The organism is Marinococcus halophilus (assembly GCF_002265875.1).
Classification (GTDB): domain Bacteria; phylum Bacillota; class Bacilli; order Bacillales; family Marinococcaceae; genus Marinococcus; species Marinococcus halophilus.
Window position 1 is genome coordinate 42,283 of the sequence record NZ_NPFA01000001.1, and the last position, 25,833, is coordinate 68,115.

23 protein-coding genes and 1 riboswitch are annotated in these 25,833 nt (G+C 48.0%); of the genes, 6 read left to right on the forward strand and 17 right to left on the reverse strand.

The window, feature by feature from the left end; translation table 11 throughout:
• Nucleotides 1–14: 14 nt before the first annotated feature.
• The 5 genes from CHL76_RS00275 to CHL76_RS00295 all read right to left on the reverse strand — a co-directional run bounded on the left by CHL76_RS00275 (nt 15) and on the right by CHL76_RS00295 (nt 6,078).
• On the reverse strand, nt 15–2,108 hold the full coding sequence (locus tag CHL76_RS00275; protein WP_094907506.1) for a BglG family transcription antiterminator: 2,094 nt from the start codon (nt 2,106–2,108) through the stop codon (nt 15–17).
• Nucleotides 2,109–2,120: 12 nt separating this feature from the next.
• On the reverse strand, nt 2,121–3,908 hold the full coding sequence (locus CHL76_RS00280) for a PTS mannitol-specific transporter subunit IIBC (protein WP_094907507.1): 1,788 nt from the start codon (nt 3,906–3,908) through the stop codon (nt 2,121–2,123).
• Between the two features lie 303 nt (nt 3,909–4,211).
• Nucleotides 4,212–5,198: an aldo/keto reductase gene (locus CHL76_RS00285; RefSeq protein ID WP_094907508.1), complete on the reverse strand. Its 987-nt coding sequence runs from the start codon at nt 5,196–5,198 to the stop codon at nt 4,212–4,214.
• Between the two features lie 60 nt (nt 5,199–5,258).
• Nucleotides 5,259–5,609: a n-acetylglutamate synthase gene (locus CHL76_RS00290; RefSeq protein ID WP_079474989.1), complete on the reverse strand. Its 351-nt coding sequence runs from the start codon at nt 5,607–5,609 to the stop codon at nt 5,259–5,261.
• Between the two features lie 13 nt (nt 5,610–5,622).
• On the reverse strand, nt 5,623–6,078 hold the full coding sequence (locus CHL76_RS00295; protein ID WP_079474988.1) for a hypothetical protein: 456 nt from the start codon (nt 6,076–6,078) through the stop codon (nt 5,623–5,625).
• 122 nt (nt 6,079–6,200) lie between these two features.
• Between CHL76_RS00295 and thiT the strand changes: the two genes are divergently transcribed.
• The 3 genes from thiT to CHL76_RS00310 all read left to right on the forward strand — a co-directional run bounded on the left by thiT (nt 6,201) and on the right by CHL76_RS00310 (nt 8,586).
• Nucleotides 6,201–6,761 carry an energy-coupled thiamine transporter ThiT gene (gene thiT, locus CHL76_RS00300; protein WP_233133170.1) on the forward strand — a complete coding sequence of 187 codons (561 nt, stop codon included), beginning with the start codon at nt 6,201–6,203 and terminating at the stop codon, nt 6,759–6,761.
• A gap of 120 nt (nt 6,762–6,881) precedes the next feature.
• A complete protein-coding gene (locus CHL76_RS00305; protein WP_094907509.1) occupies nt 6,882–7,925 on the forward strand; it encodes an oxidoreductase in 1,044 nt (347 codons plus the stop codon).
• Nucleotides 7,926–8,106: 181 nt separating this feature from the next.
• Nucleotides 8,107–8,586 carry an alpha/beta hydrolase gene (locus tag CHL76_RS00310; RefSeq protein ID WP_233133171.1) on the forward strand — a complete coding sequence of 160 codons (480 nt, stop codon included), beginning with the start codon at nt 8,107–8,109 and terminating at the stop codon, nt 8,584–8,586.
• 42 nt (nt 8,587–8,628) lie between these two features.
• On the opposite strand, the gene CHL76_RS00315 is transcribed toward CHL76_RS00310, so the two are convergent.
• The gene (locus tag CHL76_RS00315; RefSeq protein WP_094907511.1) at nt 8,629–9,231 is read right to left on the reverse strand and encodes a GntR family transcriptional regulator; all 603 of its coding nucleotides are present in this window, start codon (nt 9,229–9,231) and stop codon (nt 8,629–8,631) included.
• A 180-nt stretch (nt 9,232–9,411) separates the two neighbouring features.
• Here CHL76_RS00315 and CHL76_RS00320 point away from each other — a divergent pair, with 180 nt between their 5' ends.
• Together CHL76_RS00320 and CHL76_RS00325 are read left to right on the forward strand one after the other, a co-directional pair.
• Nucleotides 9,412–10,305 (forward strand): NAD(P)-binding domain-containing protein, encoded by an 894-nt coding sequence (locus tag CHL76_RS00320; protein ID WP_094907512.1) that lies wholly within the window; start codon nt 9,412–9,414, stop codon nt 10,303–10,305.
• On the forward strand, nt 10,302–11,729 hold the full coding sequence (locus CHL76_RS00325) for a four-carbon acid sugar kinase family protein (protein ID WP_233133172.1): 1,428 nt from the start codon (nt 10,302–10,304) through the stop codon (nt 11,727–11,729). The genes CHL76_RS00320 and CHL76_RS00325 overlap by 4 nt, the downstream gene beginning before the upstream one ends.
• Nucleotides 11,730–11,777: 48 nt before the next feature.
• On the opposite strand, the gene thiE is transcribed toward CHL76_RS00325, so the two are convergent.
• From thiE to coaW, 6 genes are all read right to left on the reverse strand, one after another.
• Nucleotides 11,778–12,428, reverse strand: coding sequence for a thiamine phosphate synthase (gene thiE, locus CHL76_RS00330; RefSeq protein WP_094907513.1), 651 nt, complete (start codon nt 12,426–12,428; stop codon nt 11,778–11,780).
• Nucleotides 12,429–12,440: 12 nt separating this feature from the next.
• Entirely contained in the window at nt 12,441–13,244 is an 804-nt protein-coding gene (thiM, locus tag CHL76_RS00335) for a hydroxyethylthiazole kinase (protein ID WP_079474982.1), read from the reverse strand.
• A 16-nt stretch (nt 13,245–13,260) separates the two neighbouring features.
• Nucleotides 13,261–14,073, reverse strand: a complete 813-nt coding sequence (gene thiD, locus CHL76_RS00340; RefSeq protein WP_094907514.1) for a bifunctional hydroxymethylpyrimidine kinase/phosphomethylpyrimidine kinase — start codon at nt 14,071–14,073, stop codon at nt 13,261–13,263.
• A gap of 96 nt (nt 14,074–14,169) precedes the next feature.
• A riboswitch (TPP riboswitch) is annotated at nt 14,170–14,269 on the reverse strand.
• A gap of 41 nt (nt 14,270–14,310) precedes the next feature.
• Entirely contained in the window at nt 14,311–17,685 is a 3,375-nt protein-coding gene (locus tag CHL76_RS00345; protein WP_094907515.1) for an efflux RND transporter permease subunit, read from the reverse strand.
• Nucleotides 17,686–17,816: 131 nt separating this feature from the next.
• The gene (locus CHL76_RS00350; RefSeq protein WP_079474979.1) at nt 17,817–18,284 is read right to left on the reverse strand and encodes a MarR family winged helix-turn-helix transcriptional regulator; all 468 of its coding nucleotides are present in this window, start codon (nt 18,282–18,284) and stop codon (nt 17,817–17,819) included.
• A complete protein-coding gene (gene coaW, locus CHL76_RS00355; RefSeq protein ID WP_094907516.1) occupies nt 18,281–19,141 on the reverse strand; it encodes a type II pantothenate kinase in 861 nt (286 codons plus the stop codon). The genes CHL76_RS00350 and coaW overlap by 4 nt, the downstream gene beginning before the upstream one ends.
• A 244-nt stretch (nt 19,142–19,385) precedes the next feature.
• Here coaW and cls point away from each other — a divergent pair, with 244 nt between their 5' ends.
• Nucleotides 19,386–20,843, forward strand: coding sequence for a cardiolipin synthase (gene cls / locus CHL76_RS00360; RefSeq protein ID WP_094907517.1), 1,458 nt, complete (start codon nt 19,386–19,388; stop codon nt 20,841–20,843).
• Nucleotides 20,844–20,890: 47 nt separating this feature from the next.
• On the opposite strand, the gene CHL76_RS00365 is transcribed toward cls, so the two are convergent.
• The 5 genes from CHL76_RS00365 to CHL76_RS00385 all read right to left on the reverse strand — a co-directional run bounded on the left by CHL76_RS00365 (nt 20,891) and on the right by CHL76_RS00385 (nt 25,437).
• Complete coding sequence (locus CHL76_RS00365) at nt 20,891–22,030, reverse strand: glycerate kinase (protein ID WP_079474976.1); 1,140 nt, start codon at nt 22,028–22,030, stop codon at nt 20,891–20,893.
• Between the two features lie 21 nt (nt 22,031–22,051).
• Nucleotides 22,052–22,501 carry a hypothetical protein gene (locus CHL76_RS00370; protein WP_079474975.1) on the reverse strand — a complete coding sequence of 150 codons (450 nt, stop codon included), beginning with the start codon at nt 22,499–22,501 and terminating at the stop codon, nt 22,052–22,054.
• Nucleotides 22,502–22,594: 93 nt separating this feature from the next.
• The gene (locus CHL76_RS00375) at nt 22,595–23,077 is read right to left on the reverse strand and encodes a GtrA family protein (protein ID WP_079474974.1); all 483 of its coding nucleotides are present in this window, start codon (nt 23,075–23,077) and stop codon (nt 22,595–22,597) included.
• A gap of 31 nt (nt 23,078–23,108) precedes the next feature.
• Nucleotides 23,109–24,269, reverse strand: a complete 1,161-nt coding sequence (locus CHL76_RS00380) for a glycosyltransferase family 4 protein (protein ID WP_094907518.1) — start codon at nt 24,267–24,269, stop codon at nt 23,109–23,111.
• Nucleotides 24,270–24,288: 19 nt separating this feature from the next.
• The gene (locus tag CHL76_RS00385; RefSeq protein WP_094907519.1) at nt 24,289–25,437 is read right to left on the reverse strand and encodes an NAD-dependent epimerase/dehydratase family protein; all 1,149 of its coding nucleotides are present in this window, start codon (nt 25,435–25,437) and stop codon (nt 24,289–24,291) included.
• Nucleotides 25,438–25,833: the final 396 nt, after the last annotated feature.

Consider the following 25,833-nt stretch of genomic DNA (forward strand, 5'->3'; position numbering starts at 1 on the left):
TTCTCTCCTTCACCTTAATTTATTTTCCGTTTCAACCATTCCCGAAAAACGTCATCGATATGCTTTTGAATATCATCTTCTGTCCCACTCCTGAGGACATGCAGCCGATCCGGATTCATCAGCATCTCTTCACTGATAGTACTCATAAGTTCAAACACTTCTTTTCGGCCCTGTTCCGGGGCGAGCATAACGAGAATGCGGTCGACCATTGTTGACCTGCCATCCATAGCTGTCAGCTCCCGAGGCGTTTCGAGCTGCCACAGCGTCAGTGATGGTTCATTTACCTGGCTGCTTCGTGTATGGAACAGCGCCACGTTAGTTTCCGGGATCGCAAATCCCTTCGCCTGCTTCTCCCAGATTTCTTCTGCGATGCTCCCGGCATGCTGAACGATATTTTCTTTTTTTATTTCATTCATGATCCAATGAACCGCCTGCTCCGCATTTTTGCCGCCGGCCACTTCTCGCATATAAAAACCATGGTACATCTGGACAGACAAATCTACACAAAACTGTATTTCGTATAAATTAAGCGATGATGTCTCATATGCTTCCTTCTGTTTTACTGCTACTGCAGCTCTGCTCTGCTGACGGTAGACGGAGTCCGCTGCCTGAAGGACTGCTCTTGTATCATCTTCATTTAAAAACGGATGAACGACTAAATGAGGAAGCGACTGTGGCTCCAATGGAATCGTAGAGATAATTAAGTCATAGCCGGCCATGTTCATTTCCTCAAGGTCCAGCAGGCTCACATTCTCAAGGTCTCCGAGTACGGGTACCTCTTTTCGCAGCCGGCTTTCAAGCAGCTTTGAAGAGCCGATGCCGCTCGAGCATACGACAAGCGCATGCAGAGGAGCGACAGCTTCTTCACGCTCCATTGCTGTTCCGAAATGAAGCACCAGAAAACCGACCTCGGCATCCGGAAGGTAGCTCTCCGTAAATACGATATCCGCTGCCTGACGAAGCTTCGCAAACAAATCGGCATAATTCTCTTTAATAGATTCCATCAATGGATTATGAATTCTCATATTTTCGCTTAGCCGGTACAGCGCCGGCTCAAGATGAGCGACCAATCCTTCGTACAGGGAACGATTCTTCCTCAGCGACTCTCCAGTTCGTTTTTCCATCTCCTGAATCAACGCTTTTGCTTTTATCGCCACGGGCAGATGATCTACTTCCAGCTGGTTTTCCACCGGCGTCCGAAGCTTGGCTCCCCGCAGATGCATCGTAATGTAGCCGATTTCCGCCTCGGGAATAGACAGCTTGAGTACACGCTCAAGCTTCTGAATAATAGCTTCTGCAATAGCAAATTCTTTTGTTTCGCGCAGATTCTCCATATAGTCGGCATTGATATCAATGCTTTCTCCTACAGAGATGCGCTCAATCGCCAGGGTCAAATGAACAATCAGACCGATATACGCACTGTCGGCAAAATTCTGCGGAAGCTGGTCCTGCATGTTGGACAGCACCTGCTCGACCGTCGACCAGTGATTTTCTCCCACCATCCCGAGCAGGCGTTCCGCCACGCGGCCCTGTTCCGTCTGGACATTTCGTTCGTAGATGTGGTGCCTGATTGAGCTGAGCAGTTCTTTTTCTTCCACGTTTTCAGCAATCAAACTGCTCATTGCCCGGCGTTTGGCTGCTTCTGATCCCTGCACCTCTACTCCGTAGCCCCGGCGCCTTACAAGCGTGAGTGAAAATAGCTCAAGCCAGTCTTTGAGTTTATCCAAATCCTGGCTGATTGTTGCTATAGTTACTTTTAATTCTGCACCAAGCGCTGTCAATTTCACAGGCCCATCTGACTCCAAAACGAGACAGATCAGCAGGGTACGGCGTTCATCCGGCGTATATTCAATAACGGCAGGACGCTGGAGGCGGAGCCTGATTTCTTCAAGATCCTCCTCCGCCCCCTTAAGCCGCACACCGCTTCCCGTCCGTCTTTCGAGTTCAACCTGTTCGCCGGCAAGCCAGCCCCCCAGCTTATCAAGGTCCCGATGGATCGTCCGGGAGCTTACATTCATCTCTTCAGCTATTTCAGCCACTGGCTTCAGTTCCTGATGCTGCAGAAGATGCAGCAGCAATTCACGTTCCCGGCCGGTGAGATATTCCATCGGTTTCCCTCCTTATTCTCTTGTTTTCAGATCTTCGACTACTTCATCGTACTTGTCGCTTCCAAGGAAATTTTCCACCGATACGTGTTCAGCGTCCGGCCGTTTCTGCCGCGCCCGTTCGGTCAAATCCTTGTGCGTGATAATCAGATCCGCATCGTCTGGAATGTTGGAAATCGAGGTGTTCGATACACTAATGTCGAGTCCTGCTTTTTTCACCTTGTCCTTCATGACCGAAGCCCCCATGGCGCTCGAACCCATACCCGCGTCGCAGGCAAAGATAATTTTGTTAACTGGAGCTTTCGCTGTCGCCGCTCCAGCCGAGGAGCTTTCCTCCACGCCTTTTTTCTGCTTCAGGTCTTCGACTACTTCATCATACTTGTCGCTTCCAAGGAAGTTTTCCACCGATACGTGTTCAGCGTCCGGCCGTTTCTGCCGCGCCCGTTCGGTCAAATCCTTGTGCGTAATGATCAGGTCAGCGTCGTCCGGAATGTTTGAGATCGACGTGTTCGTTACGCCGATATCAAGCCCGGCCTTTTTCACCTTATCCTTCATGACCGAGGCTCCCATGGCGCTCGAGCCCATGCCGGCATCGCAGGCAAAGACAATTTTGTTAACATCTTTGTTTAAATAAGCGCCGGTTCCAGCTTCAGAAGCTTCAGCTGTTTCCGCATTGGAATGAAGTGCGGACGCTGCCGAGCTTTTCTTGCCTTTCATGCTTTCCATTTTCGCTGTGGATTCTTCAAGTGTTTCTCCTGTATTGGAGCTGAACTTAAGAATAATTGAAGCTACTACAAATGAAACCAATGCTGAAAGAAAAACCCCGCTTAAAACCCCAACAAGATCGCCGGGAGCCGCAAAGCCAGCCACTAGAAAAATACTTCCTGGTGACGGAACACTTGTAAGCCCTACATTAAATAGTGAAAATGTAAATACTCCAGTCATTCCTCCAGCTATAACTGCAAGGATAGTTAAAGGTTTCGACAGGACGTACGGGAAATAAATTTCATGAATACCGCCAAAGAATTGGATAATTATGGCACCTGGCGCAGAAGCCTTCGATACTCCAGCCCCAAATATTGCAAACGCAAGCAAAATACCTAAACCAGGGCCCGGATTCGGTTCAAGCAGATATAAGATTGATTTTCCAGTAGAAGCAACCTGTTCTGCCGCGATAGGACTTAGCACTCCGTGGTTGATAGCATTGTTCAAAAACAACACCTTCGCCGGCTCAATAATAATACTGGTTAATGGCAGAAGGCCTGTGTTAATTAAAAAATCTACTGCACCATTTAAAATTGTGGTCAATCCTTGAACGATAGGGCTAACAGCAAGTAATCCTAAAATAGAAAGTCCAAAGCCTATAATACCTGCTGAAAAATTATTCACTAACATTTCAAATCCCTGGCGGATTTTTCCTTCGACCAGCTTATCGAATCCTTTAATAGTAATACCGCCAAGAGGGCCCATCGCCATCGCCCCTAGGAACATAGGAATATCAGCACCAGCTATGACACCAATGGTGGCAACAGCTCCTACAACTCCTCCACGTACATCATGAACAATTTTCCCGCCGGTATAACCAATTAGCAATGGTAGCATATAAACAATCATTGGATCGACGAGTACAGCTAAATTTTCGTTGGGCGTCCACCCCGATTCAATAAAGAAAGCCGTGATCAGCCCCCATGCAATAAAAGCACCGATGTTCGGCATGATCATGCTGCTTAAAAAGCTGCCGAACTTTTGAATCCTTGAGCGGATGCTTTTTTTCTGCGGTGCACTTTCTGTTGATGCACTCATTGTGTTTCCCCCTTTTCAGGCCCAAATATATTAATGACAATAATGAAATAAATTCTGGATGAAATATGGACCATTTGATTTTAGTATTCGCTTACATCCTTATTTTATGGGAATTGCTACCGAAACACAATTAAAGGAAAACACAAATACGACAGAATCAATGTTGACATGATTAAACAAGCAAGCCTGCCAGCCTCCGTCACCCAAAATTTTCTGTTTTATTTGGGTACTTGGCGCCGTCTTCTTCTCATAGTTCTTTAATTTCATAAAAAATACCGCGCCTAAGCGCAGCATTTTCATTTTTTATCTAGTCGGCGGGGCCATAAATTCCGGCCCTACCGGGTCTTTTACATGCTTATCCACGATTTCGTTCACGGCTTTCATATCCGTCTGGTCGAGCTGCCAGTTCATAATTTCCTCAATGCCGTTCATCTGGTCCGGACGACGGCCTCCCCACAGGGCTGTACTTGTTCCAGGCTGATCGAGCACCCAGCGGACAGCTAAATGAATCACACGCTTGTCGTATTTGTTCTGAACGTATTGATCGAGTTCATTTACCGCCGCAATGTACTGCGGAAAACGGTCCTCCTGGAATTTCGGGTCCCCGTTGCGGAGGTCATCGCCTTCAAAAGTAGTGTTTTCCGACATTTTCCCGCTTAATAACCCGCGACACAGTGATCCATACAAAAGCGTGGAAATATCCTGTTTTTCAGCATATGGAAGAAGATCTTCTTCAATGCCCCGTTCAAAAATGTTATACGGCGGCTGGATAACATGAACCGGCGCTGTTTTTTGAAATTCTTCAAGCTGGGCAACAGTGAAATTACTGACCGCTATTGCCCGAATTTTCCCGGCGTTGAGTATTTCTTTCATCGTCCCTGCCGTTTCAGACATATCTGCTTTGGGGTCCGGCCAGTGCACATGGTAAATATCAATATGATCTGTCTGCAGCCGCTGCAGGGAATCATCAATTTCGCGTTGGATCCGGGCGGCTGTGCCGTCCCGGAACATGCCCTCATCATTCCAGTTCATCGCGCACTTGCTTGACAGTACGACGTTTTGACGTTTATTATCCTGCTTTAACGCTTTTCCGACAATTTTCTCTGATTCCCCGAACCCGTAAGCAGGAGCCGTATCTACAAGGGTGATGCCTTTATCAAGCGCTGCATGTATTGTTTCAATTGACTGCTGTTCATCCGTTCCACCCCACTGAGTGCCGCCAATCGCCCAAGTGCCGAGCCCTATCCGGGAAGGTTGCAGGCTCGTACCGCCAATGGAAGTATGTTCCATATTGAAAGTCTCCTTTATATGCTGTGTAGTCAGACTTCCTTTTCCTCCTGGGCAAACACTTTAAACCGTTTCGTTTGTTACTTCCTCTACGATAGACGTGCCTTTTTCGCTGCTTTCATCCTGCCACTGCCACTGTTCGTGCAGGCGGATTCGTCCGTCTTCCAGCATTTCCGGCCTTGAGTAACATTTTCCGCCCCGGATGCTCCAGTCATCGTTAACATGGTTATAGCGAAATTCCAGATCGCCATTGTCGTACACTTTTCCAATTAAAACACCGGATACGACTTCGCCTCCAGAATAATGTGCCCGCAGCACTGATCCTTCCTGCTCGTAATGAAACACGGTCTGCCCCGATACTTCCCCGCCACTGCTGTTCTCTACACCTGCAAACTTTCTGCCATGATAGTTCACTGTTTTTCCTCCTCTACTGCCCAAGCGAACGGGCCAACTGATTTGAAAACATAATGACCGCCAAAAAGAATGGACCTGAGCCTGCCATGATCCAGGCAAGCGTCTGTGCCTGGACAAACTGGGATACGAAAAATGACATGGACGACGCCATTGTCACAACCACAAAAAAGCCGTCCAGCTGGTATGCGTAAATAATCGACACTCCGTAAAAAATGCCAAGAAAACCGAAAAAAAACGTACCCAGAATTGGATACAGAATATGATACTGGTACGACTCCACGAGCTTCAGCAGCAAAACCCCAACCGTGGAACCAAGGTACGTACATACCGCCAGTAAAAAGGCCAGATTGGGAAACAGCTGTACCTCTCCCAATATAATAGTATAAAAAATGAACAACAGAAGGGTCACTGTACATGCCGCGCCGCTTCCCTTCAAATACTCCTTCAGCATATCTGTCGATGTGTCCATGCAACCCTCTCCCTGTTTTTTCCTTGTTTCATATTATATCAGACAACCCCCTCGCTTGGCGTTTCTTTCTTTTTCCTATTATGCTAAGATAGTATCGGTAATTTCTAGGGAGGTGTTCATTGTTGGAGAGGGGTAAACGTTTAGCAATTATGATAGAAACAGCATTCATGGCCGCGCTCTCTTTTATTTTAGGATTTCTTGAATTCGGCGGACCGTGGCTCGCTGGCGGTTCGATTTCTTTTATTATGGTTCCTATTTTTTTGATGGCTTTTCGCCGTGGCTGGAAAGCGGGGCTTGCCACCGGTTTTCTGGCTGGAATGCTTCAGCTTTTGCAGGGAGCGACCATCGTTCATCCCGTTCAGCTTGTACTTGAATATCCGATCGCCTATACGGTGCTCGGCTTTGCTGCAATTTTTACGACCCACGCTGTATTCCGGGAGCGCATCCCGTATCTTCTGATGCTTATCGGCATTGTTTCTGGAGCCCTGCTGCGGTACATTGACCATTTTGTATCGGGCGTTATTTGGTTTGGAAGCTATGCACCGGAGGGAACGCCTGTCGTGGCGTACTCAGCACTTTACAACGCTTCATATTTGATTCCACAGACTATCATTACGGTTATTATTCTGTTTGTTATCGCAAAATACCGTCCGAAATTTTTCGATCAGCCAAAATGGAAATAACATGCTTATACGAACTATTTTAAAGCGGCAGGCGAACTGCCGCTTTTTCTATACGGCGACGTTTCCTTTTCAGGACGGAAGGGAAAAGTTTATTAATAACTTTTGAGGAGGTCGTCATTCATGAAGGCAATCAATACGGCAATTATCGCTTTTGGTTTTTCAGGCTCAGTATTTCACACACCTATTATCGAAAAAAGCGATCATTTTGATATTCGTCTTGTATCATCCTCCAGCGCAGAAAAAGTACATGAACGGCTTCCCGATGTTGAAGTTACCTCAGAAGCTGAGGAAGCCTGCCGCCGGGAGGATATTGATCTTGTTATCATTACAAGCCCAAACACGACACATTTCCCCTTGGCTAAAGCGGCGATTGAAAACGGCAAGCACGTTGTACTCGAAAAGCCCTTCGTACCTACATATGAGGAAGCCGTAGAGCTTACTAAACTTGCCGAAGCAAATGATGTTGTTTTGAGTGTTTACCATAACCGCCGCTGGGACGGCGATTTCCTAACGATCCGCTCTTTAATGGAGGCAGGAGCACTCGGCGACGTCCATACTTTTCAGGGCACCTGGAACGATTATGCCCCGGAAGTGGAAGGCCTCTGGCGCGAACAGGATCTCCCTGGATCAGGGACCTGGTTTGATTTAGGCGCCCATTTTATTGATCAGGCGCTTGAACTGTTTGGTATGCCGGAAACTATATTTGCGGATTTGGAAACGCAGCGGCCGAACATGAATAATACCGATTATTTTCATGCCATTCTCGGTTACCCCAACCAACGGGTTATTCTACAGTCCAGTTTTCTGGCAGCCGGAGAAGTGCCGCGGTATATTGTACACGGCACAAAAGGCAGCTTCGTGAAATACGGGGCCGACCCTCAGGAGGAAATGCTGATGAATGGCAAAAAGCCTGGAGACCCGGGGTGGGCTCTTGATGAAGAAGCTTATTACGGTACGTTTACCGATGCCTATGGCGGAACGGAAAAAATACCTACGCATGCGGGTTCTTATGAAACCTATTATGAAAAACTGGCACAAGCCATTACAAAAGACCGCAAAAATCCCGTTCCAGCTATTGAAGCGAGCAGAGTCATCCGCCTGCTTGAACTTGCCGAAAAAAGCAATTGGGAAAAACGCGTGCTTTCGGTTTCATTTAACAATTAAAATATATTCGTAATCTCTCTTTCGATCGCCCTGCAGCCCCCGCCTGATCGAAGGAGAGATTTTTATTCTTGGCGAAAAAATAACAAATAAAGGAGTAATTACGGTAAAAAAACATGCTTTGTTCATTCACAGTGCAGGGCCACAGGGGCCAGATCAGGGAAGCAGCGGCCTTTCTTTTTATTTGCAGAAAGAGCTTAGCAAAGATGTTCATTTCTTTCACCCGTCTATGCCTGCTCCGGAAAACCCACAATATGTCCTGTGGAAAAAACAGATCAGCTTAGCGCTGCAGAGACTCAGCGGTGAGGTACTGTTAATCGGACACTCTCTCGGAGGATCTGCGTTATTGAAATATCTTTCAGAAGAATCGTTATCTTGTACAGTTTCAGGATTGTTTATTATTGCCTCTCCTTTTTGGGGCCGGAGTCCGGAGTGGCAGCTGGAGAATTACACACTTCATGCAGATTTTGAAAAGGCTCTTCCTGCCCTTCCCTATATTTTTCTTTATCACAGCTTTAGGGAAAACGTGGTCCCCTTCTCCCATCACCAGGCTTATGCACGAAAGCTTCCCCAAAGCATACAGCGTATTCTTCCGGGCGAGGAGCATTTATTTTCGAAGGGGCTTCCGATACTTGTGAAAGACGTTAGAAGCCTGCAGCTTTAGCTTTTTTAATCCCTTTGTCTTCCAGGTTTTAAAATCTTAGCATCACCATGAGTGAATGGAAAAATCCAGGTCCTTCTTCAAGTGACTCTTCATTAACCACTCTGCCTGTTCTTCTTCGTGATTTCGGATCGCTTCCAGTATTGCCTCGTGTTCTTCAATCAGGCGCGGCCTCTGATGATACACCACTGTTCGGCGAAAAAGAAAAATAACCGACTGCATCCGGTCGATCGTGTCGATTAAGACATCATTGTTACTTGCTTTGACAATAATGTCATGGAATTCTTTGTTTGCGTCCATAATTTCCTCAGTTTTTCCCCTTTTAGCAGCCTCCACGCATTGCTGCAGATCTTCAATCTGATCAGGGCCCATATAACGGGCAGCCTGGCGAACAGCATAACCTTCAAGTAACATCCTCACATCAAACGTGTTCATCAAATCTTTAATGGTTGGATTGATGACGCGTTTATCTTTAATTAATCCTTCCTCTTCAAGCTTGCGCATGGCGTCTCTCACCGGCGTCCGGCTGACCCCCAGTTCGTCCGCAAGCTTTACCTCTGTTAATTTTTCCCCACGTTCATATTTTTCCTCAAATATGGCATCCCTGATTTTTTCATATGCTGCATTCGAGGCGGTGTACTGCTTCATTGTGTCGTCCCTCTTTCTTCGAAAATCTCTGTCATTATTATACCTATTTCCTGATAAATAAAACAGCTAATTAGTTGATGTATACATAAATATAAATAATGTGTACAATAATATTTATTGAAAGCCTATCATTTAAAAATAAGTTTTCACCCAATTATCTAATCGAAGGAGCGACATTATATGAATATTGGACAAATTGGTTTAGGTATTATGGGAGCACCAATGGCCGAAAACCTTTTGAAGGCTGGGTTCGCGCTGAAAGCTTTTGATATTCAGCCTTCAGCCAGAAAACGGGTGACAGAAGCAGGAGGGGAATCCGTCGATGCTGCCGGGGAAGCAGCCAAAGACAGCGACATTATTATTACGATGCTTCCGACAACAGCCATACTCGATGAAGTAATAATAAAGGATATCCTCCCAGTCATAAAAAAAGGGGCAATAGTTATTGATATGAGCTCCGTATCTCCAGTGGATTCCAAACGTTGGGCGGAGAAGCTTGCGGAAAAAGAAGCAGCCTTTCTGGATGCCCCGGTAAGCGGCGGCGAACCAAAAGCGATAGATGGGACGCTCTCCATCATGGCCGGCGGGGATGATCACTCCTTTGCTGCTGCTTACCCGGTTCTGCGTGCTGTGGGAACAGATGTCACCCATGTTGGCGAAGTCGGCTCCGGATCGACAACGAAGCTTGCTAATCAAATATTAGTAAATGTGACGATGGCTGCCATGTCGGAGGCAGTGCTCCTCGCTTCTAAAGCAGGGGCGGATATTGATAAAGTATACGAAGCTATCCGCAATGGTTTAGCCGGAAGCAGTGTCCTTGACGCAAAAATACCGAAGATTCTTGAACGGGACTTTACCGCAGGCGGACGAATTGATATTAATTTAAAGGACCTGTCCAATGTACTTCAAACAGGCAAATCGCTGGGGGTTCCGCTGCCGCTTGCCTCCGACGTGGCTGAAATGTATGAATCCATGGTTGCTCATGGCAAAAAGTCCGACGATCACAGCGGCGTACTCCAGCACTACGAAATGCTTGCGAACTACACTGTACCACAAGGAGGTAAACACAGGTGACACAGATAAGTAATTATATTAACTCTTTGCCTGCGTATGATGAAAATAATGTCGATGCTTTCTTTACGGAAGCGGCCAGAAATATGCCTCACAAAATTATTTCCCTCGACGATGATCCGACAGGTGTGCAGACAGTTCACGGCGTGCCAGTGTATACAGACTGGGAGGAATCAACTATCCGTGAAGCGTTTGATGACGAACGACAGCTGGTGTTCATTCTTACAAATTCACGCTCTTTCTCTGAAGCCGAAACTATTAAAGTGCACACGGACATCGCAGAGCGTATAGCGCGTGTCTCTGAAGAAAAAAACCATCCGTTTCTGCTGATCAGCCGGGGCGATTCCACTCTTCGGGGGCACTATCCACTCGAAACAGAGGTATTAAAAGACACCCTTGAAGCACAGACAGGAAATACGGTCGACGGAGAAGTCCTTCTTCCCTTTTTTGAACAGGGCAATCGCCGTACTGTGAGCGACGTGCACTATATTCAGCAGGGAGAAGCATTTGTACCCGTGGCAGACACAGAATTTGCCAAAGACCGGATGTTTGGATTTGTTTCGAGCCACTTAGGCGAGTATATCGAAGAAAAAACGAATGGAAAGTACAAAAAGGAAGACGTTATTTCTATTTCTATCGATGAGCTCCGGGCTCTGGACTTCGAAGCGATCGAGGCTAAACTCGAAGAGGCATCTGCATTCCAGAAGATTGTCGTGAACGCTGTCAGTGAAACGGATGTTAAAGTCTTCTGCACTGCCCTGTTTCGTGCCGTTCAAAACAGGAAAAGCTTTTTATTCCGGACAGCCGCCACGTTTACAAAAGAAATTGGCGGAATCACCCGCAAACCTTATTTAGACGCGAATGGTCTTTTTCGTGAGGAGAGTGACAATGGCGGCCTGATTATTATTGGTTCCCATGTTAAAAAATCCACAGAACAGCTCGAAGTCCTGCAGCAATTAACTAATATACAATTTGTGGAATTTCAATGCTCTTCAGTGCTGGACGAGGAATCGTTTCAGGCGGAAACCCGCCGTGTTCAACAAATAGTGGATGACTCTATCACACAGGGAACTACGATTTGCGTCTACACTTCCCGGGAACGCCTTGATTTAGGGGAGCACAGAAAAGAGGAAGAACTGGCACTGTCCGTAAAAATATCCGATGCTGTCACAAATTTTGTAAAAAATGCTGCTCATCAGCCGGCGTTTGTGGTCGCCAAAGGCGGCATTACGTCAAGCGACGTGGGAACGAAGGGCCTGCTTGTAAAAAAAGCAGAAGTTCTCGGGCAGATCGCCCCTGGCGTGCCCGTCTGGCAGACAGACGACAAAAGCCGGTTTCCGGACATTCCGTATGTAATCTTCCCGGGAAACGTAGGGGAGCAGGCTACGCTAAAGCATGTGGTACAAACCTTACAGGGGCGAATATAAAAAAGCACCGGCGGGAGTTTAGACAGGCCCGCCGGTGCTTTATTTGATTTATCTTCCAGAAACTCCGTCCAATCGGCTCCGCAGATTTCTCGCCGCCTCCTCCGGTGCGTCTGCCAGGCTGATGGCAGAAATCAGTGATACTCCGTCAGCCCCCGCTTCCACAATCTCAGCAGCATTTGAGACATCGATGCCGCCGATTCCTACAATCGGGAGCGTAATTCCTTCCGCCCGGAGCCGGCGGATGCCTTCAAGGCCCACCGGGGCTTTGGCGTCTTCTTTAGTGTCCGTCGCAAACATCGGTCCTACCCCAAGATAATCCGCACCGTCCGCTGCGGCCTGGTGCGCTTCTTCAATAGTGCGCACGGATACTCCGATCACCATCCGCGAGGGACAGCGTTCCTTGACTTTGGAAGCCGGATCATCCTCCTGTCCGATATGGATCCCGTCCGCTTCGAGCCGGATCGCCATGTCCACATCATCGTTAACAATAAATGGCACATGAAATTCGGCACACTTCGCCTTCAATTTTCGACCGAGCTTCCATTTTTCTTCTTCAGGCAGGGCGCCCTTTCCCTTTTCACGAAACTGAAAGCAGGTAATGCCGCCCTGAAGAGCTTCCTGCAGTACCTGTTCCGGCTCCCGGCCGCCCGTATTGTTGCTTCCCATAATAAAGTACAGCTTCAGCATCTGCTTCTCCATCATTCCGTCCTCCTACGATTCCTGTTTGACGCGAATATAGTGGCGCAGATCCATTTCCTGCGTTGCGTGAAGAGCGTTTAATAATTCAATTTGAAACGAGCCCGGGCCTTCTCTTGTCGTTAAACTGCCTGCGATTTCCGCTGCCGCACCGTAATAGGCAAGCGCTGCTGCCACCGCTCCAGCAGAATGCTGCACGGTTAAAAATGAAGCTGCGACGGAGCTGAGAAGGCAGCCGGTACCGGTAACTTTCGTGAGCAGCGTATGCCCATTCTGTACGATAAATACCTCTCCCTGATGGGCCACCGCGTCCTCTACGCCGGTAACGGCTGCTATTGCTTCAAATCTTCTTGAAGCTTCTTTGGCAATCTTCGAATTATCTGCTTCCCCCGAGGCATCCACACCCTGGACAGTTCCACTTTCACCAAGCAATGCAGCCATTTCTCCCGCATTAGCCCGGATCAGTGCCACATCCAGCTCTTCGAGAAGAGCAAGTGCCGTTTCTGTCCGGTAAGCAGTAGCTCCTGCTCCTACTGGGTCCAGAACAACGGGAATGCCTTTTTCATTTGCCGCTATGCCGGCCATCCGCATTGCCTTCACCTGTTCACGGTTCAGTGTGCCAATATTGATCACGAGGGCATTCGCCGCCTTGGCCATTTCTGCTGCTTCTTCCGGTGCGTTTGCCATTACCGGGGAGACTCCCATGGAGAGCAGCCCGTTTGCAGTGAAATTGGTTACTACCGTGTTCGTAATATTATGAATCAGCGGGCGCGTTTTCCTTACTTCCTCGAGCAGTTGTATAACTTCTTTTGCTTTCATGCCGGTCCCTCACTTTTTATTTTAATAATTGATCGAGTGGCACACGCGCGCCCCAGTGATTAACGGGGCCGTTGCCTTTACCGATTTCAAGGGGATTCGAAATTGCATTTGTAATATATTCTTTGCTTTCCTGCACGGCTAAATAAATAGACTTGCCTCTTGCAAGCTTCGCTGCAATCGCGGCTGATAAAGTACAGCCGGTCCCGTGCGTGTGCTTCGTATCCGTCCGGGGGGAGCGAAAATAATGAATATCTCCATCAACATACAAAATATCGACTGCGTCTTCTTTCATATGGCCGCCTTTAACAAGTGCTGCCCGGGCCCCTAACTCATCGACGATTTTCTTTGCTGCTGCTTCCATGTCTTCAAGGGTGTGCACCGGAAGATCTGTCAGATTTGCTGCTTCCGCCATATTCGGCGTAACGACCGCCGCCGTAGGGAGGAATTCACGCTTCATCACTTCGAGTGTTTCTTCCTCAGCCAGGGAGTCTCCGCTTGTGGCAACCATCACGGGGTCGATGACTACGGGCAGTTCGTGTTTTTTCAGCATATTCACCGTGGTCCGAATCATTGCCGGTGTTGCAATCATACCGGTTTTGATCGCGTCCGGCATGATGTCATCAAATACGGAATCCAGCTGGGCCTGAAGCAGCTCAAGGCTCATGTGTTCCACCTGCTGAACGCCGGTCGTATTCTGTGCAAGTACGCTCGTTATAGCAGACATCCCATAAGCCTCGCACTCCTGGAATGTTTTCAGGTCAGCCTGAATGCCAGCCCCGCCGGTAGGGTCTGTGCCGGCAATTGTTAATACTTTCGGTACTTGTGGCATACGTTACATCCTCCTTTACAGGAATCCTGCCCAGGTTCAAAAAAAGCTCACTCCCTTGAAGAGGGAGTGAGCTTTGGCATATACGTACGTGTAGTATAAAACGAAGCTCCACTTCCCTACGCTGGTACTACCCAGATCAGGTTCAAAGGGACCAAGAATCGTTCTTGTCTCAGCGCAAGCGCCCCTAGCGGATTCCTTACTATTTTTCTTAATCGTACGTGACACCTAGTCCTAATGTCAATTTTTTTCATCATCGCTGGTATTTTTGTTGTGGTCCTGATCATTGGAGGAACGACTTCGTTCCTGTTTATCCGAGTTACCGACAATACGTTCGAGAAGATGAAGAATTTCATCCCGCGACAAATCCTCACGCTTTTTATCTTCTACTTTCTCCGGTTCCCGGCTATCTTCTGTATTTTCATCCTTTGGTGGTTCTTCTTCAGCATGTTGTTTTTCAGCGTCTCGCTCTTCCTGCTCTCTCTTCTCCCGTTCCTTACGCCGTTCTTCTACTTCCCAGCCGTACATATAACCTCCGTCCGGCATGGCGAATTTCTTATTCATACTTCGAGTTTCTTTTGTAAACAGCGTATAAATCGTCGGAATGATAAAGAGAGTAAGGAATGTACTGCTGATCAAACCACCGATGACCGCAATACCCATCGGCTGTTGGATTTCCGAACCTTCTCCAAATCCAAGGGCAAGCGGAAGCACACCAAGAATCGTCGTAAAGGCCGTCATTAAGATTGGGCGTGACCGTTTTTTCACGGATTCAATTACTGCCTCTCTTACCGGCATGCCCCGTTCCACGAGTTGATTCGTATAATCCACGAGCACGATAGCGTTGTTTACAACGATACCTGCAAGCACAATCAAACCGATGAACACGGTAATACTAAGCGGTGTCTGAGTGGCAAACAGGCCAAGCATTACCCCGATGACAACCAGTGGTACGCTGAACATTACCACAAATGGATATTTAAATGACTCAAACTGACCGGCCATCACGAGATAAATGAACACAACGGCCAGCAGGAAGGCAAACACAAGACTCTGAATACTATCATTGAGCAGTTCCTGTTCGCCGGAGAAATTTAAGCTCGTCGCTGCACCGGTATCAACGTCGTCAATCGTATCTTCAATGAGCGTCGAGGTTTCATTCAAGCTCGTTCCAGTGCCATACGTAACGGTAAATTCCGTACTCCGCTCCTGATCGAGCCGGTTAATGACTGCCGGCCCCTGACCTTCTTCAATCGTGGCCACATCGCTTAAACTAATATAGTCCCCCTGCGGGGTAGAAAGCTGCAGGTTTTCAAGATCTTCCTGATTTTCCAGGGAATCCTCCGCATACTGCACGTTGACGTTTAGTGGCCCTTCATTATCCGTCTGAATCGTCGTCGCCACTTCACCGCTTGTTGTGCTGTTCACTGTCTGAGCTATTTCAGCAGGCGTCAGTCCATTGTCCTGGGCTTCGTCCTCATTGATCTGCACCTGAATCTCCGGAGCAGTTTCTTCATCCGACGTTTCTACGTTCCGAATGGTGTTCTCGCTCTCCAGCTCCGACTGCACAGCCTCTACGTCCTCAGCCAGCCTCTCTTCATTTTCATTGGAGAGCGTAAACTCTACAGAATTTGCTTCCCCACCGCCGATAGCCGCAGAAGAGGAAAGCGAAATGTCAGCCTGTTCGTCCGTATTTTCCACATCGGATTCAATTTCTTCAATCATTTCTTCTGTTGATATATCACGGTCTTCCAAGTCTTCCATTGTAACTGTAATAGAAGCTTCATTGGATCCGGAGCTGCCGCCGCCTCCGGCTGCAACTCCGCTGCCGCCCGAACCGACAACCGCCATATAGCTTGCGATCTCGTCCTGATTTTCAAGTACACTTTCAATTTCGTCTACTGTCTCTCCCGTGGTCTCCAGATTGGTGCCGTTCTCTTTTTCAACATCAATTGTGAAAAAGCCCTGGTCCGTAGTCGGAATAAAGTTGACCCCGGTCTGGGCAATGCCTCCGGCGCCGCCAATAAGCAGGAGAATTGTCAGGATCAGAGCGACAGCCCGGTGACCGAGCACCCAGCGGATCGAGCGGTCCAGAAATCTCATTGGCCGGGACTTTTCACGTTTTTGCTCCCGGTCTTCCGGCAGGGGCTTCAGCACCCGGCTTGCAATCATCGGAACGACCGTTACAGCTACAAGAAGGGACGCAAGTAAACTGAAGGCTACTGACAGGGCAAAGGCCTGAAATATCTCACCAACAATACCGGAAATAAAGACAATCGGTAAAAACACGGCAACTGTTGTCAGTGTCGAAGCCGTAATCGCCCCGGCCACTTCTTTTGTACCGTCGAGAGCAGCCCGTTTAGGGAGTTTTTTCATTGACAGATGCCTGTAGATATTTTCAATAACGACAATCGCATTGTCGACAAGCATCCCAATTCCAAGGGCGAGGCCGCCCATTGTCATTAAGTTCAGGCTCACATCGGTAAAGTAAAGAAATGCAAATGTCACAATTACCGAAAACGGTATTGCAATACCGATAATGAGCGGGGTAGTTAAGTTTCTCAAGAAGAAGAAAAGCACAACCATGGCAAACACGCCACCGGCAATTAACGCCAGGGCTACGCTGTTTATGGACTGCTGGACGTATTCACCTTCGTCGTAAATAATCGTCGTTTCAAGGTCGCTGTACTGGTCTTCCTCAAGCAAATCGTCGAGGGTTTCGTTAAAATCGGAAGACACCTGCGCCGTATTGGCATCCGACTCTTTCAGCACCGTCATCTGAATTCCGTCTTCCTGATTCACCTCGGTGTAGGCTGTCTGCTCTTCAGTGGTCCGTTCAACTTCCCCTACATCACTCACAGTGACCGTATCACCGGATTCATTCTGCCCGACGGCCACTTCCTCTAAATCTTCGACCCCGCCCAATTCATTGACGGTGCGGGTCGTTAGTGTGCGGTCTCCAGAGGTTATAGTGCCCCCTGGCTGCGTGATATTATTTGCCTGTAAAGCGCTGGCAACGTCAGACTGGGTTACATTGTTGTCTTCCAGTGAGCCCTGATCGAGCGAAATTTCAAATTCTTCGCTTAATCCGCCGCTTGTGTCAACACTTGCAACCCCTTCCGTCCGCTCAAGCTCGGTTACCATGTCCTCTACCTGGCTCTGCGTTTCAGCCAGCCCACTGCCTTCCGAATAAGCGGCCATTTGGATCATGCCCTGGGCGTCGGGATCAAATTCGATAAAGGAAGGGTCCCCGGCATCGTCCGGCAGGTTGGCATTATTCATGGCGTTATTGATATCCTGCTCTACTTCCTCCACCGACGTGCTCCAAGATAATTCAAGCAGCACAAGACTTGTGCCTTCCTCTGACTGCGAGGTCATCCGGTCCAGTCCTTCAATAGTAGAGAGCTGTTCTTCCATTGGTTCCGTAACGCTGCTTTCAATTTCTTCCGGTCCGGCTCCCTCATAGTTTGTCGCTACAGCTGCGACCGGCGGTTCAATCTCCGGAAATAGCTGCAGGGGCAGATTCGTCAGCGATACGAAACCCATCATGATAAATAAAATCATGCCGACAATGGTCAGTTTCGGCCGCCGGATAGATGTGCGGGTAATTTTCATGCATCGTTCCTCCATTGGTATGTATATTTCGATGGTTCAGTGCCTAAACTGTTAAGTAACTTAACTACACGAATAACCTTAAACGACTGGATGACTTCCGTCAATGAAGATGCATGAACGGCCTGCTACCTTTATTTCTTATAAGAGTTGTTAATTTCTTTCTCGAGTCGGTGTATCACCTGATTTGCCTGCTTTAATTCCTCAAGCGGTATTTTCGAAATATACTGGTCCACAATATAATGTTGGAAATTTGTCAATTCTTCCTTCAATTTCCGCCCTTTTGCCCCGTAAACGAGCTGGGTTTCTCTTTTGTTTTCTTTATTGGCAGCGCGGTACAGAAGGTCTTCTTCTTCAAGACGTTTCATTGCCTGGCTTACTGCGCTTTTTGAGATACGCAGACGATGGGCCATCTCTGTCAGCGTCAGGCCTTCGTGCCGCAGATTCATAAAAAATAGTGCCTCCTGGCGGGTAGTTAAATGCAGCTCTCCGAGCATCGGAACCTCGGGCTGCAGCAGTGTGCTGATGTTCTCAAGCGTATTTACTGCCTGTTCAAACAGCTCCCTGTGTGTGCATGCTTCCATTTCGCTCATTTTATTCATCCTTTTCTTTCAGCTTTCTCTGAGGCAGCCTGCGGCTGTTCATGCATGTAGGCACCTACCGCTCCACTGAATTCTCCGTACGGAAGAAAGCATGGCGCTTTTCCGCGAAGTTCCGTATAGCCGCCGATAATTTCTTTTAAATGGTCATGTTTATCAAAGGTGGAGCCAATATACACTATAGAATCAGTGTTCAGCCGGTCAGCCATCTGCACACTCATCGTCGTAATCGTCTCACCAATCATACGAACGACAGCGGCGATATAATCTTTATCTTCGTATTTATTATTTCTCATGTTCATAATATTTCCGAAATTGCTTGCCGTAAGGTCGCCGGAAATCGGCGGCTCTTCATCAGTGTAAATATCCTTCACCTTCACATTCAGTGAGCGGCCGTCTCCTTCTTTTCCAAGCCGCAGTATGTCTTCATACGCATCAATACCAGTGAGAAGGTAGGAGAGGCCGATAAGTGTGCCTCCTCCCATTCCACTTCCACCAACACGTTCGTATTCTTCCGGCCCGGCAAAATGTATCGATGTGCCCGTCCCGACGTTTGTGATAATATATGTGTCCTCGTGACGGTCATTTTCATTGAACCGCTTCCGCAGATAAGAAACTCCTTTACAGGTAGCTTCAAACTCACTGATAGGCTCCGTAGGCCAGGGCAGAGACTTTCGCAGCGTTTCCGCTTTTCCTCCCGTTATATGAATGACCGGATTGTCGACCCGTTCTTCAATCCACGTCCGCACTTTCCCCATATCGGCCAAGGGGATTTTCTGCAGTTCCCACTCATCGTTCACACGGTACGCAATTTTAATCAGCGTACCTCCTGCATCAATACCAACCACTTCATTTTTCATTCTTCTCCCCCTGTCCCGCACTCAAATAGTTATATCTTCTGTCGTCTCTTCGTATTTTATCCTACTTCTATGCGAATTGAAAACGATGCAGCATACCGCTCTTTCCTGTTTTTCTCAAAATTCTCAGTTTCCTGCTTCGCAGCGCCGCTAATTTTGTTAAAATTGTAGTACTGCCTAATACGCAGCTATCCATAAATTTAACAAGGTCCTCCTTTTTTATATAGAGGAAGAATGGAGAAAGCAGATGGGGTTCGAAATCATATCCATTTTTTTAGCAATACTATCGATTTTTAATTTATTTTTCGCCTTCGTTATTATCTTTATCGAAAAACGGAATGCCACCGCCATTTGGGCCTGGATTATGGTTTTGTTTTTCATCCCTTTTTTAGGGTTTGTGCTCTATTTAATCTTTGGGCAGAACCTGACCAGAAAAAGGCTGTTTGACTGGGCGGACATTGAAAAGATCGGAATTGAAGAACTGATTCAGGAGCAGATGCATACCCTGCGCAACGGAACGTTCCAATTTTCGGATTCCGTTTCCTCAAAGCACCGGGACCTTATTTATATGCAGCTCGCAAACGACGGCTCTGTACTTACGAAGGAAAACGATGTCCGGGTGTATACTGACGGCCACGAGAAGTTCGATAACCTCATTAAGGATATTGAGAAGGCCCGGGATCATATCCACCTGCAGTACTACATTCTTCGAAGTGACCATCTGGGACGCCGTGTTATTGAAGCTTTGAGAAAAAAGGCAGAAGAGGGGGTGGTCGTCAGGCTTCTTTATGACGACATGGGCTCGAGAAAGATGCGGAAAAAAGAGCTCTCGGGGCTTGAAGCAGCCGGCGGGGAAGTAGCTGTTTTCTTTCCGAAGCGCCTGCCAATCATTAATTTACGCCTCAACTACCGCAACCACCGGAAAATTGTAGTGATTGACGGGAAAACCTCCTATGTCGGCGGCTTCAATATCGGCGATGAATACCTGGGGCTCAGTAAAAAATTCGGCTACTGGCGGGATACTCACTTGCGCCTGGAAGGGCAATCTGTCAAAACGGCACAGACCAGGTTCATTCTGGACTGGAACCAGGCCAATTCCAGAAATCCAGTCCATTACGAAGAGCGGTATTTTCCAACCCTTGCAGAACCTGGGGAGTGCAGCATGCAGATTGTATCCAGCGGACCCGATTCGGAATGGGAGCAGATTAAAAACGGCTATATCAAAATGATTAACTCTGCCAAGCACTCGGTATACATCCAGACTCCTTATTTTATTCCAGACGAGAGCCTGATGGATGCTATACGGATTGCTTCTTTATCCGGAGTCGATGTGCGTATTATGATTCCGAGCATGCCTGACCATCCCTTTGTGTATTGGGCCACCTATTCCCACATCGGGATCGTTCTCCGCGCCGGCGCACGAGTGTATATTTACAACAATGGTTTTATCCACGCCAAGACCATCATGGTGGACGACGAAATCAGCTCGGTTGGTACGGCCAATATCGATGTGCGCAGCTTCCGGCTGAATTTTGAAGTGAATGCTTTCATCTATCATGCGCAAACGACGAAGCAGTTGACCGATACCTTTTTGTACGATATGGATACACACTCCTCCGAGCTCACTCTCGAGGCGTACCGGCAGCGCTCCCTCTGGATCCGTATCAAAGAAGCAGTGTCCCACCTCTTATCCCCAATTTTATAAACAATGCAAAAGTCCGCTGCCTCGCTAAAAAGAAGCAGCGGACTTTCTTATGCTTTTGTTTTCCACAGGCCTCCGAGACTCCGGGCCCAATTTTCCATATAAAGGATGCTTTCCTCCATTGCCTGGTCCAGTGAAACAATGCCGGGCACCATGCTGAAAGCAGCATCAATACCAGCTTCATAGACTTTTTCATAACCATCGCCAAGCTGGCCTGCGACAGCGACCACCGTGCTTCCAGGCGGAGACGCTTTCGCGACGCCTACAGGCGTTTTGCCAAATACCGTCTGGGCATCGATTTTTCCTTCGCCGGTAATTACAAGAGAGGCTCCGGCACTCCGCTCAGAAAAGCGGCTTTCTTCAAGCACGATATCGATACCGGGCTCAAGCGCAGCATTTAAAAAAGCTATCGCACCGGCTCCAAGCCCTCCCGCAGCTCCGGCTCCTTTTTCCTGCAGCACTGGTTTATGTAGATCCCGTTCAATCACTTCCCCAAACATACGAAGCGCTTCGTCAAGCTCCTGAACATCTTCCGGCTCCGCTCCCTTCTGCGGACCATAGACGGCACTTGCTCCCTCCGGCCCTGTCAGCGGATTTGTAACATCACAGGCAGCACGCACGGTTACTTCATGAATTCTTTTGTCGATGCCGCTCACATCAATGCGGTGCAGATGTTTTAATGCTGCTCCACCAGGGGCGATGTCTTCTCCATTTTGATCCAGAAAACGAACGCCTAACGCAGCAGCCATCCCGGCCCCTCCATCGTTGGTGGCGCTTCCCCCAAGACCTAAAATAATACGTTCCGCTCCTTCATACAGCGCTTTCAAAATCATCTGCCCTGTACCATAAGAACTGGCCGTTAAAGGCTCCCTGTTTTTTTTGGTTACCAGACCGATACCCGAGGCTTCTGCCATCTCAATAACCGCGGTGCGGGATTTCTGGATGTACACAAATTCCGCCTTTACAGCACTTCCATCTGGCCCGCTCACATCCACTGCATGAACTTCCCCGCCAAGGCCGTCCCGAAGCGACTGCGTGGTCCCTTCTCCGCCGTCTGCCATGGGGATTAACTCTGTAACAAGGGCTCCGGGGTTTCCCATCCCCTGGCGAAACCCTCTTTCAATTGCCTGTGCAGCTTCCATGGCTGTCATGCTTTCCTTGAATGAATCTGGCGCAATCACTACTTTCATTTCTGTCTCCTCCTTAACGCTTTATGACTGGCTGGGGTAAATAGAAGAAGCATGCTGCTTCAGCATTTTTTCAAACAGCCACTTCTTTTCCGGCAGCGGCAGCATACAGTCAAAATGCTTCATGTCTTCGTTTTTAAAAAAGCCAAGCGTCCCTTGGCAAAAGCCGCAATAGGACGTTTGATGAGTCAACGGCTGCTCATCCGGAAACCAATCGTTTTCGGAGGGCACAAATTCGCCGCTCATGTTCCAGCCAGTTCCATCGGTTAACTGTACTGAAGCCAATAGCTTGTACGCCTTCTGTCCTTTTTCTCCGTCTGCAGCCGCCATCTGCACATAGGAATCCGCCACTTCGAGCAGCCGGGGAATTTCATTTTCCCGAAGCTCACGGAAGGACGGGGTCTCCTGGCCTGTCTCACGCAGGTAGTTTATATGCTCCTGGTACCTCGATAAATATAAGTGAATAGGTTCCAATTAGCTCCCCCCTTTGTTTCAGTATAGCATGAGTATGCCTGTGAAATAATAAAAGAACACCCCACTCCGCCACAGCGGCACTGAGATGTTCATCTACTGGTTTTCCTTCCGCGAAGATTGTTCGCGGCCTGGGTACCGTCGGTTAAAATCTTTAAACACAAAGTATTTCATCATAAAGAAACTAGCCGTGAATGAAGCCAGCATTGCCAGCCCCTTAGCCAGGTTCTGGCGGATCCACGTGGGCACTCCGAGTGCCTGAAATAAAGCATTAAACCCTAAAAATACAGCATTATTAATACCGAGGCTGATCAGCCCCTGAATAATAAACACTAGCCGCTGGCGGGTGCTTCCTTTCGCTGAATCCCGAAACGTAATAAACACGTTCCAAATGTAGCTGTTTGTTACTGCCAGCGCATAAGCGATCGTATTAAAAAGCGTCAAAGTTACCCGCTCTTCACTTGGAAAAAGAAATAGAAGCAGGTTCAATGCTCCTATATCAACTACAGCATTCGTTACACCAATCGCACTAAACTGAAGCGCTTGAAGAGGACCACGCCGCTTTTGATTCTTACCCATAGAACCCCTCTGTTCCTGATGAAATCTCCCCTTACCGGCGTTCTTCTGAAACTGTTTCACGATTTTCCAGCGTTTTAGAATCCTTTACGCCGGCTGCTTCTTTATACAAATCCCTGATTTGCTCTGCTGCCGCTTCCCACCCAAATGATGCGACATCTGTAAAGGCCTGGTCGGCCAGACGTTTACGGAGGGTTTCATCCTCAAAACGGCAAACAGTGTTTTTGAAGTCGTCTTTCATATGCGGATCGTATAAAAGGCCGTTACGTTCTGATGTAAGCTGTTCCTTTGTCGGCCCGCTTTCTGCAGCAACCAGAGGCAGGCCGGAGGCCATCGCTTCCATAATCACCAGACCCAGCGTCTCCGTTGTAGAAGGAAACACAAATACGTCAGAGGAAGCGAACGTAGAAGCCAGCTCGTCCCCATGCATAAATCCTGTAAATACGGTGTCTGTGCCTTCGAAATGCTTTTCCAGCTCTTCACGATGAGGGCCGTCCCCCACAATAGCCAGACAGAAATGATCTGATTCCTCAAGGACATCCCGGATTTTTTCAATTTCTTTTTCAGCCGCCAGCCGGCCCACATACAGAAGCAGTGTTCTGTCCGTTTTTCCGCCGGAAAGCCGCTCCCGCATTTTTCTGCTGTGATGTCTGGGATGAAATTGTTCGGTATCTACTCCACGTTTCCATAAATGCATACGTTCAAACCTTTTTTCCTGAAGCTCTGTCTGCACAGTTTGTGACGTACACAAATTTACGTCCGCTTTGTTGTGGAGACGCCGGACATACCACCACATCAGCCATTTCAGCATGCCCAGATTATAGTAGGACATGTACTGGGTTAGATTTGTATGATAAGAGGCCACCAGCGGCACCTCAAGCTTTTTCGCGTAGTTAATGCCCGAATACCCCACCACCGCCGGGTTCACGACGTGTATAACGTCAGGTCCGAAATCCTGTATATATTTTTTTACTACCCGGTTTGGGAGAGCGAACTTCTTTGAACGATAAAAAGGGAGGGCGCGCGCCGGCACCCCTTTCACTTCTGCTCCATCAAATTCATACACACCCAGATCCGGGGCTACAATCTGTACTTCATGACCATCACGATGCAGCCAGCGTATGCAGGCTGTCAATCGTGTAACGATTCCGTCTGTAGAAGGCAGAAAAGTCTCGGTGATGATCATTATCTTCATAGAAGACAACTCCCCGTTTTTATTTCCAGCTCACACTTGGCAGCACGTTTCCTTCGATCACCCGCTCTTTATGTTCGATCACCGCTTTTAAGATGTGACGGATAACGTCGTCTGTTAAAAAGTGAGGTTCCAACCCTAAGTCTAAAAGATTGGTGTTTACTGCTTCAAGAAAATGCTCTTCAAGTTCTACGCGAGGGTTCTCCAGGTGGTCAACATCTACCTGGTAGCCTTCTTCTTCAGCCACCTTTTTCACTCTTTCTGCAAGTTCAAGCACGGAGAATTCTTCGGTAAACTGGTTGAACACACGGAATTCTCCCGGCTCAGCCGGCTTTTCTGCTGCAATTTCCACACAGCGGACGGTATCTTCGAGGTTCAGGAAGCCACGAGTCTGCCCACCCTTTCCGTAGACTGTTAAATTCCGGCCAATCGCAGACTGAATGATAAAGCGATTCAGCGCTGTGCCAAAAACGCCGTCATAGTCCAGGCGGTTGGTGAGCACCGGATCCATGTTGGTTTCATTCGTATCCAGGCCGTAAACAATGCCCTGGTTTAAATCCGTAGCACGGATGCCCCACACACGGCAGGCAAACATAATGTTATGGCTGTCATGCACTTTTGATAGGTGGTAAAAGGACCCCGGCTGTTTCGGAAACGGAAGGCGGTCTTTGCGGCCTTTATGCTCCACTTCCAGATAGCCTTCTTCAATTGGAATATTAGGAGTGCCATACTCTCCCATTGTACCAAGCTTTATCAGGTGACAGTCCGGTGCCATTTCTTTAATAGCATAAAGCACGTTTAAATTTCCTACTACGTTATTCACCTGCGTATAAACCGCATGCTCCCGGTCAATCATCGAATAAGGAGCGGAGCGCTGTTCAGCAAAGTGCACGAAGGCCTCCGGCTTTTCCTGCTCCATAACCTGCTGAAGGAAATCGTAATGCTGAAGGTCTCCTTCGTATGTACGTATTTCTTTTCCTGTCAGCTCTTTCCACTTTGCCACCCGGTCTTCAAGGCTCGCGATCGGGGTGATCGAGTTGGAATGAAGCTCCTCATCAATTTTTCTACGCACCATGCTGTCGATAATTGATACGTCATGACCCTGCTTTGATAAGTAAAGCGCGGTCGGCCAACCACAAAATCCATCTCCACCTGCAACAATAATTTTCACGTCAGTTACCTCCACATCATTTAATACAATCTAATAGTTCAAACAAGCGTAATTCTATGGGTATCTAAAAGGTAATTTCTACCTCGTAGAGTGCAAGTTGCCGTTGTATATGTACATCCGAGTAGAATTCCCATCGAAACAATACCACTCTCCTTATATTAACGCAACTATTAGTCTATATACCACCGTTATTCTATCATACTAACTAATCATTGCAGCTGTCACAGCCATAATTCATAAAAATTACATAAAATTTATAGAAAAGCGAAGGGTGTTTGGGCACCAGCTTAAACAGCTCGTCGGTTTCAGTCGGCTTGAGACGAAGTCGCAAACGATCTGAAATCACGAATGGATTAAGCTGGTAACACCCGGAGCTGGACAGATAGAAAAGCGTAG

Excerpts from the sequence above, each read along its gene's own strand:
- thiD (WP_094907514.1), bottom strand. The coding sequence starts at position 14,073 with ATGCCACAAGTACCGAAAGTATTAACAATTGCCGGCACAGACCCTACC.
- CHL76_RS00285 (WP_094907508.1), bottom strand. The coding sequence starts at position 5,198 with ATGGAACATACTTCCATTGGCGGTACGAGCCTGCAACCTTCCCGGATA.
- CHL76_RS00305 (WP_094907509.1), top strand. The coding sequence starts at position 6,882 with ATGAAGGCAATCAATACGGCAATTATCGCTTTTGGTTTTTCAGGCTCA.
- thiE (WP_094907513.1), bottom strand. The coding sequence starts at position 12,428 with ATGGAGAAGCAGATGCTGAAGCTGTACTTTATTATGGGAAGCAACAAT.
- CHL76_RS00375 (WP_079474974.1), bottom strand. The coding sequence starts at position 23,077 with ATGGGTAAGAATCAAAAGCGGCGTGGTCCTCTTCAAGCGCTTCAGTTT.
- thiM (WP_079474982.1), bottom strand. The coding sequence starts at position 13,244 with ATGAAAGCAAAAGAAGTTATACAACTGCTCGAGGAAGTAAGGAAAACG.
- CHL76_RS00345 (WP_094907515.1), bottom strand. The coding sequence starts at position 17,685 with ATGAAAATTACCCGCACATCTATCCGGCGGCCGAAACTGACCATTGTC.
- CHL76_RS00320 (WP_094907512.1), top strand. The coding sequence starts at position 9,412 with ATGAATATTGGACAAATTGGTTTAGGTATTATGGGAGCACCAATGGCC.
- CHL76_RS00315 (WP_094907511.1), bottom strand. The coding sequence starts at position 9,231 with ATGAAGCAGTACACCGCCTCGAATGCAGCATATGAAAAAATCAGGGAT.
- CHL76_RS00275 (WP_094907506.1), bottom strand. The coding sequence starts at position 2,108 with ATGGAATATCTCACCGGCCGGGAACGTGAATTGCTGCTGCATCTTCTG.
- cls (WP_094907517.1), top strand. The coding sequence starts at position 19,386 with ATGGGGTTCGAAATCATATCCATTTTTTTAGCAATACTATCGATTTTT.
- CHL76_RS00295 (WP_079474988.1), bottom strand. The coding sequence starts at position 6,078 with ATGGACACATCGACAGATATGCTGAAGGAGTATTTGAAGGGAAGCGGC.
- coaW (WP_094907516.1), bottom strand. The coding sequence starts at position 19,141 with ATGAAAAATGAAGTGGTTGGTATTGATGCAGGAGGTACGCTGATTAAA.
- CHL76_RS00380 (WP_094907518.1), bottom strand. The coding sequence starts at position 24,269 with ATGAAGATAATGATCATCACCGAGACTTTTCTGCCTTCTACAGACGGA.
- CHL76_RS00365 (WP_079474976.1), bottom strand. The coding sequence starts at position 22,030 with ATGAAAGTAGTGATTGCGCCAGATTCATTCAAGGAAAGCATGACAGCC.
- CHL76_RS00280 (WP_094907507.1), bottom strand. The coding sequence starts at position 3,908 with ATGAGTGCATCAACAGAAAGTGCACCGCAGAAAAAAAGCATCCGCTCA.
- CHL76_RS00350 (WP_079474979.1), bottom strand. The coding sequence starts at position 18,284 with ATGAATAAAATGAGCGAAATGGAAGCATGCACACACAGGGAGCTGTTT.